Genomic DNA, 14,856 nt, shown 5'->3' with positions numbered 1-14,856 from the left:
GGCGACGTACGCCCGCGAGGCCGAGGGCCGGGGCGTCCGGGTGATCATCGCCGGCGCCGGCGGCGCCGCGCATCTGGCGGGCGCCATGGCCGCGCACACCGCGCTGCCGGTGATCGGCGTACCGCTCGCGGGGTCGGCGGTGAACGGCCTCGACGCGCTGCTCGCGACGGTGCAGATGCCCGCGGGCGTGCCCGTCGCGACCGTCGCGATCGGCGGGGCCCGCAACGCCGGACTGCTCGCCGTGCAGATCCTCGCGACGGCCGAGGCGGGGCTGCGGGTACGGTACCACGCGTACAAGGACCGGCTCGCCCGCGAGGTCGAGGAGAAGGCCGCGCGGATCGCCGCGTCCGCGCCGGGAAGCGTCGGGATGGCCCCGCGAGCGGAGACGCGCTGAGATGCCGGTGACCGCGATCGTCGGCGCGCAGTGGGGCGACGAGGGCAAGGGCAAGGTCGTCGACACCCTCGCCAACCACGCCGAGGTCGTCATCCGGTACAACGGCGGCAACAACGCCGGCCACACCATCCAGAACCAGCACGGAACGTTCCGGCTGCACCTGCTGCCGTCCGGCATCTTTCACCCGGCCGCGCAGTGCGTGATCGGACCCGGCGTCGTCGTGAACGCGGACGTCCTGCTCGCGGAAATCGCGGAAGTCGAGCGGGCGGGGGCCGCGACCGTCGGACGCCTGTGGCTCGACGAGCGGGCGCACCTCGTGCTGCCGCACCACATCGTCACGGACGAGCTCGAGGAGGTCGCGCGCGGCGGCCGGCCGCACGGGACGACGAAGCAGGGCATCTGGCCGGTGTACAGCGACAAGGCCGCGCGGATCGGGATCCGGCTCGGCGATCTCGCCGAAGAGGCGCACCTGTCCGAGCAGCTGCAGTTCATCGCGTCGCGGAAGAGCGCGCTCCTCCGCGGCGTCTACCGGCACGAGGCGGTCGATCCCGGCACCTTGATCGCCATGTGCGCGCGGTGGGCGGAGCGCCTCAAGCCGTACATCGCGGACACGCATCCGCTGGTGCAGGAAGCGCTGCGCGCGGATCGCACGGTGCTGCTCGAAGGGCAGCTCGGCGTGATGCGCGACCTCGACTGGGGTGTGTATCCGTTCTCGACCTCGTCCACCACGCTGCCCGGCGGCGCGTGCGCGGGGGCCGGCATTCCCGCGGCGCGGATCACGCGCGTGCTCGGCGTGGCGAAGGCGTACACGACCGCGGTGGGCGCCGGACCGATGCCGACCGAGCTCGCCGACGAGACCGGGGACCGGATGCGCGAGCTCGGCCAGGAATACGGCGCCACGACGCGACGGCCGCGGCGCTGCGGCTGGTTCGACGGGGTCGCGGCGCGGTACGCCGCCGAGGTCGCGGGTTTCACACACCTCGCCGTGATGAAGCTCGACATCTTCGATACGTTCGAGACCGTGCGGCTCGGCGTCGCCTACCGCCTCGGCGACCGCACGATCCACACCGTGCCTCACACCGCGGCGATGGACCGCGTCCAGCCGGTGTACGAGGATCTGCCGGGGTGGCGCTGCCCGACGCACGGGGCGCGTCGGCTCACCGACCTGCCCGTCGAAGCGCGGACGTTTCTGCGCCGGATCGAGGAGATCGTCGGCGTCCCGATCGCGATGATCGGCGTGGGGCCGGAGCGCTCGGACGTCATCTTCAGCCGGGAGGGCTATCAGTGATTCCGCGCTACACGTCCCCCGAGATGGCCGCGCTCTGGAGCCCCGAGACGAAGTTCGCGACCTGGCTCGAGATCGAGTTGCTGGCCGCGGAGGCGCAGGCCCGGCTCGGCGAGATCCCGGCCGACGTGCCCGCGCGGTTGAGAGCCCGGGCCCACGTGCCGAGCGTCCAGCGCATCGACGAGGTGGAAGAGAAGGTCACCCGGCACGACGTCGTCGCGTTCCTGCGGGTCGTCGGCGAGACCGTCCGCGACGACGCGCGCTACCTGCACCGGGGACTCGGTTCGTCCGACGTCGTGGACACGGCGCAGTCGGCGCTGATGGTCCGCGCCGCGGATCTGATCACGGCGGCGCTCGAGCGGCTGCAGCAGGCGCTCGGCGTCCTCGCGCGTACCCACAAGCGCACTGTGATGGCGGGCCGCACCCACGGCGTCCAGGCCGAGCCGATCACGTTCGGCCTCAAGGTCGCGCTGTGGTACACGGACGTCGGCCGGGCGATCGACGGCGTGCGCCGGGCGCGCGAGGTCATCGGCGTCGGCAAGCTCTCCGGCGAGGTGGGAACGTTCGCCCACACGCCTCCGGCCGTGGAGGCGTACGTGTGCGAGCACCTCGGCCTGCGCCCGGCGCCGGTGTCGTCGCAGGTCCTGCAGCGGGACCGGCACGCGGAGTACGTGACGCACCTCGCCGTGGCCGCGGGCACGCTCGAAAAGATCGCGACCGAGATCCGCGCGCTGCAGCGCACCGAGATCCGCGAGGTCGAGGAGCCGTTCCGCGCCGGACAGACCGGGTCGTCCGCGATGCCGCACAAGCGCAACCCCGTCACCTGCGAGCAGATCGCCGGCCTCGCCCGCGTCGTGCGCGGCTGCGCCGCCGCCGCGCTCGAGGACATCGCGCTGTGGGGCGAGCGCGACATCACGCATTCGTCGGTCGAGCGGGTGATCGTGCCGGATGCCACCACGGTGCTCGAGTACATGACGCGGCGGCTGACGGGTGTGATCGAGGGGCTGCGCGTCTACCCGGAACAGATGCGCGCGAATATGGAGCGGACCGGCGGCCTGGTGTTCTCGCACCGGGTGCTGCTCGCCCTGCTCGGCAAGGGGCTCGGCCGCGACGAGGCCTACACGATCGTGCAGACCGCGGCGATGCAGGCGTGGGACGGCGGCGGCAACTTCCGCGAGCTGATCCGCGCCTCCGGCGCCCTCGCCGAGGCGGAGCTTGCCGCGTGCTTCGATCCGGCGCCCGCGCTGGCCCACCTCGACGAAATTTTTGTCCGCGCGGGGCTCGAGCCGGGCGCCGCGTCCGGCAGCCCACTCAAGGTCGAAGGAGGCAGACGGCATGGATAGCGCGACGCGGGACGGAGTCAGGCTGGCGGTCACGGAGACGAACCTCGACCTGCCGCTCGTTGCGCGCGGCAAGGTCCGCGACATCTACGAGGCCGCCGGCCGGCTGCTGATCGTCGCGACGGACCGTCTCTCCGCCTTCGACTGCGTGCTCCCGACGGGCATTCCGGACCGCGGCCGCGTGCTGACCGGGCTGTCGGCGTTCTGGTTCGAACAGCTCCGGGGCGTCGTGCCCAACCACTACATCACGATCGATCCGGACGGATTCCCGCCCGCGGCGCAGGCGCAGCGTGAGATCCTGGCGGGCCGCGCGATGCTGGTGGAGCGCTGCCGGCGGATCGACTTCGAGTGCGTCGTGCGCGGCTACCTCGCCGGGTCGGCGTGGAAGGAGTACCGCGAGACGGGGCGCGCCTGCGGCGTCGCGCTGCCGGCGGGGCTCGCGCTGGGCAGCCGGCTCCCCGAGCCGATCTTCACGCCGGCGACCAAAAACGACCGGGGCCACGACGAGAACATCACGGGCGACGAAATGGCGAAGCGCCTCGGCGCCCCGCTCGCCCGCCGCCTCGAAGAGGCGAGCCTCGCGCTGTACCGCGCGGCCGCGGCGGTCGCGGAGCAGGCCGGTTTCATCCTCGTCGACACCAAGTTCGAGTTCGGCCTGCGCGGCGCCGTCGGTGCCTCCGGCCGGCCGGTTCCCTCCGAGGGCGACGAGATCGTGCTGATCGACGAGGCCGTGACGCCCGACTCCTCGCGGTTCTGGGACGCCCGGACCTACGCGGCGACGGGATCCACCGAAAGTTACGACAAGCAGGTCGTGCGCGACTACCTCGAGAGCACCGGCTGGAACAAGCGGCCGCCGGCGCCGGCGCTGCCGCCGGAGGTCGTCGCGGCCGCCCGCGGCCGCTACCTCGACGTGTATCAACGCATCACCGGACGTCCGCTGGTGGAGCGCTGAGATGAGCGCCGCCGACACGATCTCCCAGTCGCACGGGCCGGCCGCCGGTGCGCGCCTCCGTACGGTGCGTGTCACGGTGCAGCTCAAGCCCGGCGTGCTGGACGCGCAGGGGCAGGCGATCAAGAAGGGCCTCGACGCGATGGGCTACGGCGGGGTGGCGGCGCTGCGCGCCGGCCGGTACTTCGAGATCGACATGCCGGACGCGCCGGATCTCGAGCAGCGGGTGCGGGCGATGTGCGAGGGGCTGCTCGCCAACACGCTGATCGAAGAGTTTCGCTACGAGGTCGACTGACGGCCGTGATGCGCGCACCCGCGACACCAACGAGGAGGCCGGCGTGACGATCGGCATCGTTGTCTTTCCGGGCAGCAACTGCGACGCGGACACCGTTCACGCGCTGCGCGACGTCCTCGGTCAGGACGCGCGGGACGTGTGGCACCAGGAGACGTCGCTCGACGGGCTCGACGCGGTCATCCTGCCGGGCGGATTTTCGTACGGCGACTACCTGCGCGCCGGCGCGATCGCCTCGACGTCGCCCGTGGTGCGGGCGCTGCGCGGCTACGCGGCGGCGGGAGGGCCGGTCCTCGGGATCTGCAACGGATTTCAGACCCTCGTCGAGACGCGCCTCCTGCCGGGGGCGCTGCTGCCGAACGCGGCGGGGGAGTTTCGGTGCAGGCATGTGCGCGTCCGGGTGGAGCGGACGGACACGCCGTTCACCGGCGCGCTCCGCGAGGGGGACGTGCTCCGGATTCCGATCGCGCACGGCGAGGGCCGTTATTACGTGACGGACCGGGAACGCGCGCGGATCACTCTCGCGCGCCAGATCGCATTCCGGTACTGTGACGCCGGCGGGCACGTCACGCCGGAAGCCAATCCCAACGGGGCGATCGACAACATCGCCGGCGTCGCGAGCGCCTCGGGTACGGTGCTCGGCCTCATGCCGCATCCCGAGCGCGCCAGCGAAGCGATCGTCGGCAGCGCCGACGGCCTCCGCATTTTCGAGTCCCTCGTGCGGTGGATTCGGACGCGCGAGCGCGCGGCCGTCCCCTCGATGCCGGCCGCCGCATCGGAGGACCGCTGACCATGGCCGTCGAGACCCCGGCCCGGCCGCCGGAGCGGCAGTTTGGGGCGCTGCGTCCCGCGGAATACGCGGAGGTCTGCCGGCGCCTCGGGCGCGACCCCAGTCCCGCCGAGCTCGGCATGTTCGGCGTAATGTGGAGCGAGCACTGCGCCTACAAGCATTCGCGGGCGGCGCTGCGCCGGCTGCCGGTAAAGGGCCACGGCGTGCTGCGAGGGCCGGGCGAGAACGCGGGCGCGATCGACGCCGGCGGAGGCCTGGCCGCGGTCTTTAAGATGGAGAGCCACAACCACCCGAGCGCGGTCGTGCCGTTCCACGGCGCGGCGACGGGCGTCGGCGGCATCATTCGCGACGTGCTCGCGATGGGCGCGCGTCCCGTCGCGCTGCTGGATTCGCTGCGGTTCGGCCCGCCGGACGATCCGGCGGTGGCGCCGCTGATCCACGGCGTGGTCGCCGGCATCGCAGCCTACGGCAACAGCATCGGGGTGCCGACGGTCGGCGGCGAGCTGCGCTGCGCGCCGTGCTACCGCGCCAACCCGCTCGTCAACGTGGCGTGCCTCGGGCTCGTGCCCGCGGATCGCATCGCCACGTCGCGGGCTGCCGGTCCGGGCAACGCCGTCGTCTACCTCGGCGCGCGGACCGGGCGCGACGGGATGCAGGGCGCGGCGTTCGCGTCCGTGGAGCTCGCGGGGAACCCGCAGGACCGCTCCGCGGTACAGATGGGCGACCCGTTCACCGGCAAGTTGCTCATCGAGGCGACGCTGGAGGCGCTGGCGACCGGCGCGGTCGTGGCCATCCAAGATCTGGGCGCCGCGGGGCTGACCTGCGCGCTCTCGGAGATGTCGGCGCGCGGCGGGGTCGGGATGGACGTGGACTTGCAGAAGGTGCCGCGGCGCGAAGAGGGGATGGCGCCGGAGGAAGTGCTGCTCTCCGAGTCCCAGGAACGCATGCTGCTGGTCGTCGAGGCCGGCCGGGAGGAAGAAGTCCTGGCCGTCGCGCGGCGCTGGGATCTTCCGGCCGTCGTCATCGGCCGCGTGGTGGCGGAGCCGGTGCTCACCGTCCGGGACGGCGGCCGCGCGATCGTCACCCTGGATCCGCGGTACCTGACGGACGCGCCGGTGTACGCGCCCGACGCGGCGCCGCCGGCCTACCTCGAGGAGGCGCGCCGGTTCGACGCCTCCTCGTTGCCGGCGCACGATCCGGCGGAGGCGCTGCTGACCCTGCTGCGCCGGCCCGGCACCGCGAGCGCGCGCTGGGTTTTCCGGCAGTACGACCACATGATTCAAACCAACACGGTCGTGCCGCCGGGCGGGGATGCCGCGGTGCTGCGCCTCAAGGACGCGGCGCCGCGCGGGCTCGCCCTCAGCGTGGACGGCAACGGACGCAGTTCCTATCTCGACCCGTATGTCGGCGGCATGCTCGCGGTCCTCGAGGCCGCGCAGAACCTCGCCTGCGCCGGGGCCCGGCCCGCCGCGGTGACAGACTGCCTCAATTTCGCGAGTCCGGAGCGGCCCGAAGTCTTCTGGACGTTCACGCAGGCGGTCGACGGCATCGCGCGCGCGTGCGAGGCGCTCGAGGTGCCCGTCGTCGGCGGCAACGTCAGCTTCTACAACGAGGCCGGGGAAGGCATCTATCCGACGCCGATCGTCGCGATGCTCGGCCGCGTCGACGACGTGGGCCGGCATGCGCGCCCCGGCTGGTCGGGCGTCGGGGACCTAGTTGTCCTGATCGGCGGCGGCGTCCCGGCGCTCGACGGTTCGGAGTATCTCGACGCGATTCACGGCCGCGTCGCCGGACGGTTGGCCGAGCCCGATCTGCCGGCGGTCGCACGGACGATCCGGTACGTGCGCGAGGCGGTGGCCGCGGGGCTGCTCGCATCGGCGCACGACTGCGCCGAGGGCGGGCTCGCGGTGGCGCTTGCGGAATGCTGCGTGGTCGCCTGGCAGGACGCCTCGGCCCGCGCCGCGGCCCCCGCGGGGCCGGGCGCGCGCGTCACGCTGCGCGGCGCCGGCCGGCCCGACGTGGCCCTGTTCGGTGAAGCGATCGGCCGCGTGGTGGGCTCCGTACCGGCGGGCCGGATGCCCGACCTGCTGAATCTGGCGCGCCGCCTCGAGGTGCCGGTTCAGGTGATCGGCCGCGTTGCCGGTGATCGCCTGGTGGTGACCGCCGACGGATCACCGGCCGGCCGGCCGCTGCTCGACGTGTCCGTGGCCGCGCTCGCGCGGGCCTGGGATCCGATCGTGGAGGAGGCATGAGAGGCATGCGGATCGCGGGATCGCTTCGCAAGCCTCACACCCGGCGCGGGACGGGCCTGCCCTGGGACAAGCTGCGCGAAGAGTGCGGCGTGTTCGGGATACGCACGACGGCGGCGGCCGCCCCGTACGTGCACCTCGGTCTGTACGCGCTGCAGCACCGCGGCCAGGAGAGCGCCGGCATCGCGACCTGGGACGGGACGCGGACGCACGTCGTCAAGGACATGGGGCTGGTGGCGCAGGTCTTCACGCCGGAGCGCCTCGCGCGGCTGCCGGGCGGCGTAGGGGTCGGGCACGTCCGCTACTCGACGATGGGCGGGGCGCGCCTCGAGAACGCGCAGCCCTTCATTGAAGAGACGCCCTGGGGCACGCTCGCCCTTGCCCACAACGGCAACCTCGTCAACGCGCCGATGCTGCGCGCGGAGCTCGAGGACGCCGGCTGCCGGTTCCACGCGACCTCCGACACCGAGGTCATGACGAAGCTCATCGCGACCGCGCCGGCCCGCACGCTCGAAGAGGCGATTGCCTACTGCATGGAGCGGATCCTGGGCGCCTACACCGCCGTCGCGCTGCTCGGCGACACGTTGACGGCGTTCCGCGACGCGCACGGCATCCGCCCGCTGGCGATGGGCCGGCTCGGCGACGACGTGGTCTTCGCGTCCGAGAGCTGCGCCTTCGACCACGTCGGCGCGGTATCCGTGGCGGACGTTGCCCCCGGGGAACTGCTGCTCGCCGGGCCGGACGGCCTGCGCTCGGTCCAGGTCCTGCCGCCCGACCGCCGCGCCTCGTGCGTTTTCGAGTACATCTATTTCGCGCGGCCGGACAGCGTGCTCGAGTCGCAGAACGTGCACCACGTCCGCCGGCGGATGGGCCGCGTGCTGGCCCGCGAGCACCCGGCCTCGGCCGACGCGGTGATCGCCGTTCCCGACTCCGGCACGTCCGCCGCGATGGGCTTCGCGGAGACGATGGGCGCGCCGCACGAGGTCGGACTGATCAAGAACAAGTACATCGGACGGACGTTCATCCAGCCCGATCCGTCGATGCGGGACTTCGGCGTGCGCGTGAAGCTGAACGCCGTGCGGGAGGTCGTCGCAGGCAAGCGCATCGTGCTGGTCGACGACTCGATCGTCCGCGGCACCACGAGCCGCCAGATCGTCCGGCTGCTGCGCCAGGTGGGCGCGCGCGAAGTCCACGTCCGCATCTCGTCGCCGCCCATCCGGCACGCCTGTTTCTACGGCATCGACACGAGCAACCGCGGCGAACTGGTGGCGTCGCGCCTCACCGTCGAGGAGATCCGGCGCGAGATCGAGGCGGACAGCCTCGGCTACCTCAGCGTCGACGGGCTGGTGGAGGCGCTCGCGCTGCCGCGGCCCAACCTGTGTCTCGCGTGCCTCACCGGCGTGTACCCGACGGAGACGCCGACGGAAGCGCTGGCGGGCCGCATGGCGCTCGAATCCCGCACGGCCCCCGTCGGAACGCCCGGCGCCTAAGCGCGCCATGCCCCGTCCGACGCGGGACCCCAGGCCGCTCTCCGTGGGCGGTTTCCTGCGGGCGTCGCCCCCCCGCGCCGCGCGCCCGCTGACGTACCGTGAGACGGGCGTGAATATCGCGGCCAAAGAAGAGATCCTCGCCGGCGTGCGCGCGCGGATCCGCGCGACACGCCGCGACGGGGCGCTGGGAACGGGCGGTGAGTTCGGCGGCCTCTTCCGGCTCGCCGGGTACCGTGATCCGGTCATCGTCAGCTCGATCGACGGCGTCGGGACGAAGACCCGCGTCGCGTTGCTGGCCGGCCGCGCGCGGGGGGCGGGCGCCGACATCGTGGCGCACGGCGCGAACGACGTGCTCTGCCAGGGCGCCGCGCCGTTGTTCATGCTGGACTACGTCGCGTCGTCGAGCCTCGACCCCGCGGTCATCTCGGACACGATCGAGGGAATCGCCGAAGCGTGCTCGGCGCAGGGGATCACGCTGCTCGGGGGCGAGACCGCGGAGATGCCGGGTGTCTACGTCCGGGGCGAACTCGACGTCGTCGGTTGCACCGTCGGAGCCGTCGAGCGCGACGAGGTCGTCACCGGGGCCGAGATCCGGCCGGGCGACGCCGTCGTCGGGCTGGCGAGCGACGGCCTCCATACCAACGGATACACGCTGGCGCGCGCGGTGCTGCTGCCGCGCGGCCCTCGGGACGCGGTACGGCGGGCGCTCGCGCGGCGGCTCCCGGACCTCGGCGAGACAATCGAAGAGGCGCTGCTGCGTCCGCACCGGCCGTACGTGAAGCCCGTGCTCGCGCTGCGCCGGCGCGTCGCGCTGCACGGCATCGCGCACGTCACGGGCGGCGGGCTGCCGGGCAACCTCGTGCGCATCCTCCCGGACGGGTGCCACGCCGTGCTCCGGCGCAGCCGCTGGCCGGTGCCGGTGGTGTTCACCGTGATCCAGCGGCGCGGGCGAATCGCCGACGAGGAGATGTTTCGCACGTTCAACATGGGGCTCGGGCTGCTGCTCGTCGTGCCGCGCACTTCCGCGCCGGCGGCGGTGCATCTCTTGGAGCACACCGGCGAGCGCGCGTGGGTGGTGGGGGAGATCGAGGCCGGGGCGCGCGGGGTCGAGATCCGTGCCTGAGCGCGCCGGGCCGCTGCGCGTCGGCGTCCTGGTGTCCGGCGCGGGGACGGTGCTGCAGGCCCTCATTGACGCGTGCCGGCGCGGCGACGTCCCGGCCGAGATCGTGGTGGTGATCAGCAACGTGCCGGACTCCTACGCGCTCGAGCGGGCGCGCGCCGCCGGGATCCGCGCGGTGACGGTCGACCACCGCGACTTCTCCTCGCGGGCCGCGTTCGAGGCGGTGTTGCGGAAGACGCTCGAGGAGGCCGGCGCCGGACTCGTTTGCCTCGCGGGTTTCCTGCGCATCCTCACGCCGTCCTTCGTCGACGCGTTTGCGGGCCGGATAATGAACATCCACCCGGCGCTGCTGCCCGCCTTTGGCGGCAAAGGGATGTACGGCGACCGGGTGCACGAAGCCGTGCTGGCCTCCGGTGCGCGCGTCAGCGGCTGCACGGTCCACTTCGTAACCCGGGACGCCGACGCCGGGCCGATCATCGTCCAGGCGCCGGTTGCCGTCGAGGACGGCGACACGCCGGCGACCCTGTCCGCGCGCGTACGGCGGGAAGAGCTGCGCGCCTACCCGCTGGCGGTGCGGCTGTTCGCCGAAGACCGCCTGCGGATCGAGCAGAATCGGGTGCGGCGGTTGCCGTCCGGCGAGGGGAGCCGCACCGGCGGGGAGATTCGCGCGAAGCCATGACGATCAAGCGGGCGCTGTTGAGCGTCGCGGACAAGACGGGCATCGTGGACCTCGCGCGGGGGCTGGCCGCCTTCGGCTGTGAAATCGTGTCGACCGGCGGCACGGCCGCCGCGCTGCGGGAGGCCGGCGTGCCCGTGTCCCCGCTCGAGACCCTGACGGGATTTCCCGAGATCCTCGGCGGTCGGGTGAAGACGCTCCACCCCGCGGTACACGGCGGGCTACTCGCGGTACGCGCGGACGAGCGGCACACCGAGGAGCTGTCGCGTCACGGAATCCGTCCGATCGATCTCGTCGCCGTAACGCTGTATCCGTTCGAAGCCGCGCTGGCCCGGGGGTCCGGCGACCCGGTTCTGATCGAAGAGATCGACATCGGCGGCGTGACGATGCTCCGCGCCGCCGCCAAGAATTTTCACGACGTCGTGGTGCTGAGCGACCCGGCGCAGTACGGTCGGGCGCTCGAGGAGATCGCCCGGACGCACGACGTCTCGCTAGAGACGAGGCGCCGGCTTGCGCGCGAGGCGTTCCGGCGGACGTCGGCCTACGACCGCGCGATCGGCGGCTGGCTCGAGGCCGCGGCGGAGTCCCGCGCGTCGGATGCCGCCCGCGGCGCCGGGGCGCCGGTCGGGACCGGCGAATTCCCCGCGGAGATCGGCTTCGCGTTCGAAAAGATTCAGGACCTGCGGTACGGCGAGAACCCTCATCAACGCGGAGCGTTTTACCGGGACCGCGCCGGCGGCGCTGAATCGCGCGCCGTGCCGAGCGTCGCCACCGCCCGGCAGATCTCCGGAAAGGAACTCTCCTACAACAATATCTACGACCTCGACGCGGCGCTCGAGGTCGTCCGCGAGTTCGGAGACGCGGCGGCTGCCGTCGTGAAACACGGCATTCCGTGCGGCGTCGCGATCGCGGGCAGTGTGAGGGAGGCGTACCTGCGCGCGCGCGAGGGCGATCCCGTGTCCGCCTTCGGCGGCATCGTGGCGATCAACCGCCGGGTCGATCGCACGGCCGCCGAGGCCATCGGCGAGACGTTCCTCGAGGCGGTCATCGCCCCGGGATTCGACGAGGACGCCGCCGCGCTGCTCGGGCGGAAGAAGGCCGTGCGCCTGCTCGAGACCGGTCCGCTCGGCCCCGCGGGCCCCCGGCCCGGCGTCGACTGGCGGCGCGTTCGCGGCGGGCTCCTCGTCCAGGATCGCGACGCGCTCGACTTGGTGGAGGCCGATCTCAAGGTCGTGACGTCCCGCGAGCCGACCGCCGACGAATGGAAGGATCTCCGCTTCGCGTGGACGGTGTGCCGGCACGTCCGGTCGAACGCGATCGTCTTCGCCCGGGGCCGGGGCGTGGTGGGTGTGGGCGCGGGCCAGCCGAACCGCGTGGAATCGGTCCGCATCGCCGGGCGCGTGGCGGGGGACCGCGCGCGCGGCGCGTGCATGGCGTCGGAGGCGTTCTTTCCGTTCGCGGACGGCGTGGAGGCGGCGGCCGCCGTCGGGATCGCCGCGGTCATTCAGCCGGGCGGCTCGAGGCGCGACCCCGAAGTGATCGCCGCGGCGGAAACGGCCGGGATGGCGATGGTGATGACCGGGCTCCGGCACTTCAAGCACTGACGTGCGGGCGATCGTGCCGGCCGCCGGCCGGGGCCGGCGGCTCGAGCCGGCGACGCTGACGACGCCGAAACCGCTCCTGCCGGTGGCGGGGCGTCCGATCCTCGCGCACGTTCTCGATGCGCTGGCCGGCGCCGGCATCCGGGACGTCGTCGTGGTGGTGGGCCACCTGGGCGATCAGATCGCCGCGTACCTCGAGACGCGTTCCGGTCCGCGGGCGCGCGTTGTCGTTCAATCGCCGCTCGGCGGGAACGGCGACGCGGTGCGCGCCGCGCGCGACTATCTCGACGGGCCGCTGCTGGTCGCGTTCGGGGACACGATCTTGTGCGGTGATCTATCGGCGGCCGTACGCGCCGGCGTCACGGCGATCGCGGTCGCCCGCGTGGAAGACGGTCGCAGCTACGGGATCGTCGAGACGGATGACGGCGGATGGGTGCGCCGCATATGGGAGAAGCCTGCCGCGCCGCCGAGCCACGACGCGGTCGCCGGGACGTTCGTGTTTGCTGAGGGCCGGCGGCTGCGTGAGGCGCTCGACGAGATGGCCGGCCGGCGGCATGCGGCGGCGTCGCCGCCCGGCGAGGTGTGGCTCACGGACGTCGTGCAGCGCATGATCGACCGCGGGGAACGGGTTCGGACGTTTCGGGTCGACGCCTTCTACGATTGCGGCACGCCCGAGCGCCTCGCCGCGGCGGAGCGCGCCCTGCGCGCCGCGGGCGGCCCGCAGGGGCGAGGCGCCGGCGTCTCCGCCGGCCAAGCCGGCGGCGGCCGCCGCGCGGTGTTTCTCGACCGCGACGGCGTGCTGATCCGCGATGTCGTGCACCTGACAGACGCGTCGCAGATCGAGATCCTGCCCGGTGCGCCGGCGGGCGTTCGCCGTCTTCACCGCGCCGGCTGGATGATCGTGGTCGTCACGAACCAGTCGGTGGTCGCGCGCGGCATGGTCTCGGAAGACGAGCTGCGCCGCATCCACGATACGCTCGAGTCGCGGCTCCTCGCCCACGGCGCGGCCCTCGATGCGATCTACTACTGTCCGCATCATCCCGAGGGCGCGATCGATGCCTATCGGGTGGTGTGCGATTGCCGCAAACCGGCGCCGGGCCTGTTGCTGCGGGCGGCGTCCGATCTCGGAATCGATCTCCGTGCCTCGGTGATGATCGGGGACGCGGCAACCGACGTCGAGGCGGGACGGCGGGCGGGCTGCCGGACCGTGCGGCTTCACGGGCCGGCCGGCGAAGCGCCGGCCGGCCCGGCGATGGCCCGCGGGCGGGACGCCGATCATGTGGCGGCCGATCTCGCCGCCGCCGCGGACTGGATTCTCGCGGAGATGCCGGCGTCGTCCGGGCAGCCGGTTGATCGAGGCCGCTTGTGATGGAGTATCTCGCGTATTCGACGCCGCTCGCCGCCCTCTGGCTGACGCTTGCCGCCGCGAATTATGTGTGTATCGCGCTGGGCTCCGCGGTCAGGCGCGGGTTCGCCTTCGAATCGGGCGGGCCCGAGGAACGAGCGCTCAGCGTTGCGCACGGCGCAATCTTCGTACTCACCGGCCTGATCCTCGGGTTCTCGTTCTCGTACGCGGCGGGGCGCTTCGACGTACGCCGCCTCCTGGTCGTGGAGGAAGCCAACGCCATCGGCACGACCTACCTGCGCGCTTCAAATTTGCCCGCCGGGACGGCCGACAAGTTTCGCACGATCCTGCGGGAATACGCGCAGGCGCGGCTCGGCATCTATTCGAATGTGACCGACCCCGAAACCAGCCTGGCGCTGGAGCGCCGGAGCATCGCGGTGCGAAATGCCCTCTGGGCGATCCTCGTCGCCGCGGAATCCAGCGACACGAGGAATGTACAATTCGGTTTGCTCACGCAGGCGCTCAACACCATGTTTGATATATCTGCCCGGGAGTCCGCCGCGTTGGGAACTCACCTGCCGATTGCCATGCTCGTACTGGTTCTCGTGGTGAGCCTCGTAGCGGCGACGCTCGTCGGGGTGCATTTCGAACGAATGCGCGGCCTGCCGGGTTTCCTTGGGCTGATCGTTGCTTTGTTGTTCGCCACTGTAGTCACCACGGTCGTCGATCTGGACCGTCCTCAAGTGGGTCTGGTGCAATTGAATCTCCGACCGCTGCAAACGCAATTGCAGCAGATGCGGTAGGCCGTGCCATCTCGTGTCAGGCGTCTAAGTTGACTTTTGACCATGATGTGCTAAAATAACAGTTGGCAAAGCCGACCAGGCAAGTCCATAGGGGCGATGCTGAGTGCCGATTCCGAGACGAACGGGGTCGGCCTTATTTCTTGGCGTGATACTGCGCCGGCCGTCGGTGTCACGAAGCACCTACGACGGAAACACTACTCGGCGGACCGTTTGTAGAGCGGTGCCGCGCGCAGGTTTTGGCGCGCTAAGTGAGCGTATGTTTGACAGCAAGCCCCCCGGTGGTATAATGCGTGCGACATTGCTGACCAGGCCGAAATGTCCATAGGGGCGTGTCGAGAGCCGATTCCGAGAGGGGTCGGCCTCTTAATTTTTCGGCGCGCCTATGCCGATCGCGACGGGCTAATCGGTCTCGTTGAGGTGCGGACGTGTACGAGATCCGCAGCGTGACGCAGCAGGAACTCGACGAGCATTTCGCATCGTTCGCCGCACTCTTACAGGACGCGGTCGAGAGCGGCGCGTCGG

14 protein-coding genes (1 of these 14 cut by a window edge) are annotated in these 14,856 nt (G+C 72.0%); all 14 read left to right on the top strand.

What is annotated here, in order from left to right:
• On the top strand, positions 1 to 394 hold a 394-nt coding region (locus VFL28_10175), incomplete at its 5' end, for an AIR carboxylase family protein (protein HET7265025.1).
• A gap of 1 nt (position 395) precedes the next feature.
• Positions 396 to 1,682: an adenylosuccinate synthase gene (locus VFL28_10170; protein ID HET7265024.1), complete on the top strand. Its 1,287-nt coding sequence runs from the start codon at positions 396 to 398 to the stop codon at positions 1,680 to 1,682.
• Positions 1,679 to 3,022 carry an adenylosuccinate lyase gene (purB, locus tag VFL28_10165; protein HET7265023.1) on the top strand — a complete coding sequence of 448 codons (1,344 nt, stop codon included), beginning with the start codon at positions 1,679 to 1,681 and terminating at the stop codon, positions 3,020 to 3,022. The genes VFL28_10170 and purB overlap by 4 nt, the downstream gene beginning before the upstream one ends.
• Entirely contained in the window at positions 3,015 to 3,971 is a 957-nt protein-coding gene (locus VFL28_10160; GenBank protein ID HET7265022.1) for a phosphoribosylaminoimidazolesuccinocarboxamide synthase, read from the top strand. The genes purB and VFL28_10160 overlap by 8 nt, the downstream gene beginning before the upstream one ends.
• A gap of 1 nt (position 3,972) precedes the next feature.
• The gene (gene purS, locus VFL28_10155) at positions 3,973 to 4,263 is read left to right on the top strand and encodes a phosphoribosylformylglycinamidine synthase subunit PurS (GenBank protein HET7265021.1); all 291 of its coding nucleotides are present in this window, start codon (positions 3,973 to 3,975) and stop codon (positions 4,261 to 4,263) included.
• A 43-nt stretch (positions 4,264 to 4,306) separates the two neighbouring features.
• Entirely contained in the window at positions 4,307 to 5,050 is a 744-nt protein-coding gene (gene purQ / locus VFL28_10150) for a phosphoribosylformylglycinamidine synthase subunit PurQ (GenBank protein HET7265020.1), read from the top strand.
• Positions 5,051 to 5,052: 2 nt separating this feature from the next.
• On the top strand, positions 5,053 to 7,302 hold the full coding sequence (gene purL / locus VFL28_10145; GenBank protein HET7265019.1) for a phosphoribosylformylglycinamidine synthase subunit PurL: 2,250 nt from the start codon (positions 5,053 to 5,055) through the stop codon (positions 7,300 to 7,302).
• 5 nt (positions 7,303 to 7,307) lie between these two features.
• Positions 7,308 to 8,789, top strand: coding sequence for an amidophosphoribosyltransferase (gene purF / locus VFL28_10140; GenBank protein HET7265018.1), 1,482 nt, complete (start codon positions 7,308 to 7,310; stop codon positions 8,787 to 8,789).
• Between the two features lie 7 nt (positions 8,790 to 8,796).
• The gene (gene purM / locus VFL28_10135) at positions 8,797 to 9,912 is read left to right on the top strand and encodes a phosphoribosylformylglycinamidine cyclo-ligase (GenBank protein HET7265017.1); all 1,116 of its coding nucleotides are present in this window, start codon (positions 8,797 to 8,799) and stop codon (positions 9,910 to 9,912) included.
• Complete coding sequence (gene purN / locus VFL28_10130; protein ID HET7265016.1) at positions 9,905 to 10,588, top strand: phosphoribosylglycinamide formyltransferase; 684 nt, start codon at positions 9,905 to 9,907, stop codon at positions 10,586 to 10,588. The genes purM and purN overlap by 8 nt, the downstream gene beginning before the upstream one ends.
• Positions 10,585 to 12,189 carry a bifunctional phosphoribosylaminoimidazolecarboxamide formyltransferase/IMP cyclohydrolase gene (purH, locus tag VFL28_10125; protein HET7265015.1) on the top strand — a complete coding sequence of 535 codons (1,605 nt, stop codon included), beginning with the start codon at positions 10,585 to 10,587 and terminating at the stop codon, positions 12,187 to 12,189. The genes purN and purH overlap by 4 nt, the downstream gene beginning before the upstream one ends.
• 1 nt (position 12,190) lies before the next feature.
• Positions 12,191 to 13,555, top strand: a complete 1,365-nt coding sequence (locus tag VFL28_10120) for an HAD-IIIA family hydrolase (protein ID HET7265014.1) — start codon at positions 12,191 to 12,193, stop codon at positions 13,553 to 13,555.
• Positions 13,555 to 14,334 carry a hypothetical protein gene (locus VFL28_10115; protein ID HET7265013.1) on the top strand — a complete coding sequence of 260 codons (780 nt, stop codon included), beginning with the start codon at positions 13,555 to 13,557 and terminating at the stop codon, positions 14,332 to 14,334. The genes VFL28_10120 and VFL28_10115 overlap by 1 nt, the downstream gene beginning before the upstream one ends.
• A gap of 434 nt (positions 14,335 to 14,768) precedes the next feature.
• Positions 14,769 to 14,856 carry the 5' end (the start) of a GNAT family N-acetyltransferase gene (locus tag VFL28_10110; GenBank protein HET7265012.1) on the top strand. The gene runs 425 nt beyond the window's last position, so only the first 88 of its 513 coding nucleotides appear in the window; the start codon lies at positions 14,769 to 14,771; its stop codon lies beyond the right edge, outside the window.

Source organism: bacterium (assembly GCA_035691305.1).
Lineage (GTDB): Bacteria > Sysuimicrobiota > Sysuimicrobiia > Sysuimicrobiales > Segetimicrobiaceae > DASSJF01.
This window is presented reverse-complemented; position numbering and strand designations above follow the sequence as displayed.

What these genes read in the sequence shown, in the direction of transcription:
- VFL28_10160 (HET7265022.1), top strand. Translation starts at nt 3,015, where the DNA reads ATGGATAGCGCGACGCGGGACGGAGTCAGGCTGGCGGTCACGGAGACG.
- purM (HET7265017.1), top strand. Translation starts at nt 8,797, where the DNA reads ATGCCCCGTCCGACGCGGGACCCCAGGCCGCTCTCCGTGGGCGGTTTC.
- VFL28_10115 (HET7265013.1), top strand. Translation starts at nt 13,555, where the DNA reads ATGGAGTATCTCGCGTATTCGACGCCGCTCGCCGCCCTCTGGCTGACG.
- purL (HET7265019.1), top strand. Translation starts at nt 5,053, where the DNA reads ATGGCCGTCGAGACCCCGGCCCGGCCGCCGGAGCGGCAGTTTGGGGCG.
- purH (HET7265015.1), top strand. Translation starts at nt 10,585, where the DNA reads ATGACGATCAAGCGGGCGCTGTTGAGCGTCGCGGACAAGACGGGCATC.
- VFL28_10170 (HET7265024.1), top strand. Translation starts at nt 396, where the DNA reads ATGCCGGTGACCGCGATCGTCGGCGCGCAGTGGGGCGACGAGGGCAAG.
- purS (HET7265021.1), top strand. Translation starts at nt 3,973, where the DNA reads ATGAGCGCCGCCGACACGATCTCCCAGTCGCACGGGCCGGCCGCCGGT.
- purF (HET7265018.1), top strand. Translation starts at nt 7,308, where the DNA reads ATGCGGATCGCGGGATCGCTTCGCAAGCCTCACACCCGGCGCGGGACG.